We start from the raw sequence: 1981 nt of genomic DNA, 5'->3' as shown, positions 1-1981 counted from the left end.
TCCGGCATCACCGCCTTCGGTGTCAGCTCCGCGTTCTGGGGTCTGCTCGCCGGCCTCGCGGTCCTCGGCCTGCGCCGGCTCCCCACGCGGGGGTGACGCTCACCCCCGCGGGTCAGGGATCACGACCTCCATGGTGGCGCCGTGGGTCCGCATCCACGCCTCCAGCGGCGCGGGGGCGAGCCCGGCGGCGTAGAGGTACCCCTGTCCGTACCGGATGCCGGCCGCCCGGACCACCTCTGCCTCGTGGACGGTCTCGATGCCCTTCGCGACCACGTCCAGCCCCAGGCTCCGCGCGAGGCCGGTGATGCCGCCGAGCAGACCGGGCTCGGGTGCGCCGGGAGTGATCTCCCGTACGAACGCGCTGTCGATCTTCACCGTGTCGATCGGGAGGTCGGCCAGATGATCGAGGGACAAGCCACCGGTGCCGAAGTCGTCGAGCACGACCTTCGCGCCGCGTCCGCGCAGGTGGGCAAGGTCCTCGAGCGAGGCACCGCGGTCGTCCCGGACGAGACCCTCGGTCACCTCCAGACGCACCAGTCCGGGCGCCAGCCCGGACCGCTCCAGCGCTCGCAGCACACGAGTCGCGACGGGGTCCACCGCGGCGCGCGGGCGCGCGAGGTTGACACCGACCGCCAGCGGGTGTGGCGAGAGGGCGTTCCACCGCACGGCCTGGTGGAAGGCCTCCGCCAGCGTCCACTCCTCGATCCGGGCCATGACGCCAAGCCTCTCGGCGGCGGGGAGGAAGCGGGCCGGAGGTTGTTCACCGAGGTCGGGGTGATGCCAGCGCAGCAGCGCCTCGAAGCCAGTGACGGTGCCCGTGTGGAGGTCGACCACCGGCTGGTAGACGAGGGCGAACTGCCCGTCCTCGAGGGCCGACGACAGGGCGTCGACGATCCCCGCCGCCTCCTGCCTGCTCGAGGCCACGACATCGGTCGAGAACGCCGCCACGCCGCCACCGTCCCGCTTGGCGGCGTACATCGCCGTGTCAGCCTGCCGGATCGCCTCCAGACCGCCGACGCCGCCGACGCGCGCGACGCCGATCGATGCTTCGACGCGGTGCGCACGCCCGGCGGCGTCGAGGATCGGATCCGCGAGGACCTCTCGCAGGCGTGCCGCGAGCTCCCGCCCGTCGTCTCCCGGGTCGCAGCGACCGGGGATCACGACGAACTCGTCGCCGCCCCAGCGCCCCACCAGGTCGTCGACCCGCACGGCGCCGACGAGCGCCGCGGCGACGCCCCGCAGCACCTCGTCCCCGGTGTCGTGGCCGAACGTGTCGTTGATCGCCTTGAACGCGTCGAGGTCCAGGAAGAGCACGGTGCGATCCGGCAGGCGGGACCCCCGCAGCTCGGCCTCCAGGCGCTCCAGGATCGCCGCGCGGTTCGGGAGCGAGGTGAGCGGGTCGGTGGTCGCCCGGGTCCGGAGCTCGGACCCCTCACGGTGGCGTTCGAGCACCGTCGCCGCGAGGCGCGCCATGTCGTGCAGCAGCTCGACGTCGTCCGGCGTCGGGCTGCGCGGCACTCCCCCGTAGAACGCGACCGTCCCGAGCACCTCGTCCTGCTCGGACCGGATCGGCACCGACCAGCACGACAGCAGCCCGAGCGGGACGGCGTGCTCGTGGTAGGCAGCCCAGCGCGGGTCCGTCCTGACGTCGTGGGCGAAGACGTCCTCGCCGAGGTACGCGGCCGTGCCGCAGGAACCGACGGCGGGACCGATCTCGATCCCGTCGATGAGTGCCCCCCACTCGCGCGGCAGGTCCGGGGCGGACGCGTGACTGAGGTGGCGCTTCTCGTCGTCGAGCACCAGGACCGACCCACGCAGGCCGTCGGTCTGCGACTGCACACCGCGCACCATGCCGTCCAGGACCTCGGAGAGCGGGGATCCGCTCGTCATGAGCCCGTGGACGAGGTGATGGGTCTCGACGAGACCCCGGGCTCGACGCTCGCTCCGCAGAGCGGCGGTCAGACGCTCTTGCTGCCGTGGC

Annotated in this window: 1 protein-coding gene; it reads right to left on the bottom strand. The window is 73.1% G+C overall.

Annotated features, from left to right (window positions below; genetic code table 11):
* Positions 1-99 precede the first annotated feature (99 nt).
* Positions 100-1981: putative bifunctional diguanylate cyclase/phosphodiesterase (locus ABYE80_RS20295; RefSeq protein WP_372792183.1), on the bottom strand; the 1882-nt coding region annotated here is incomplete at its 5' end.

The organism is Paraconexibacter sp., from assembly GCF_041602235.1.
In the GTDB taxonomy this organism is placed as follows: Bacteria; Actinomycetota; Thermoleophilia; order Solirubrobacterales; family Solirubrobacteraceae; genus Paraconexibacter.
Note: the sequence above shows the minus strand (reverse complement) of the source record. Positions and strands in the feature narration are given on the sequence as shown.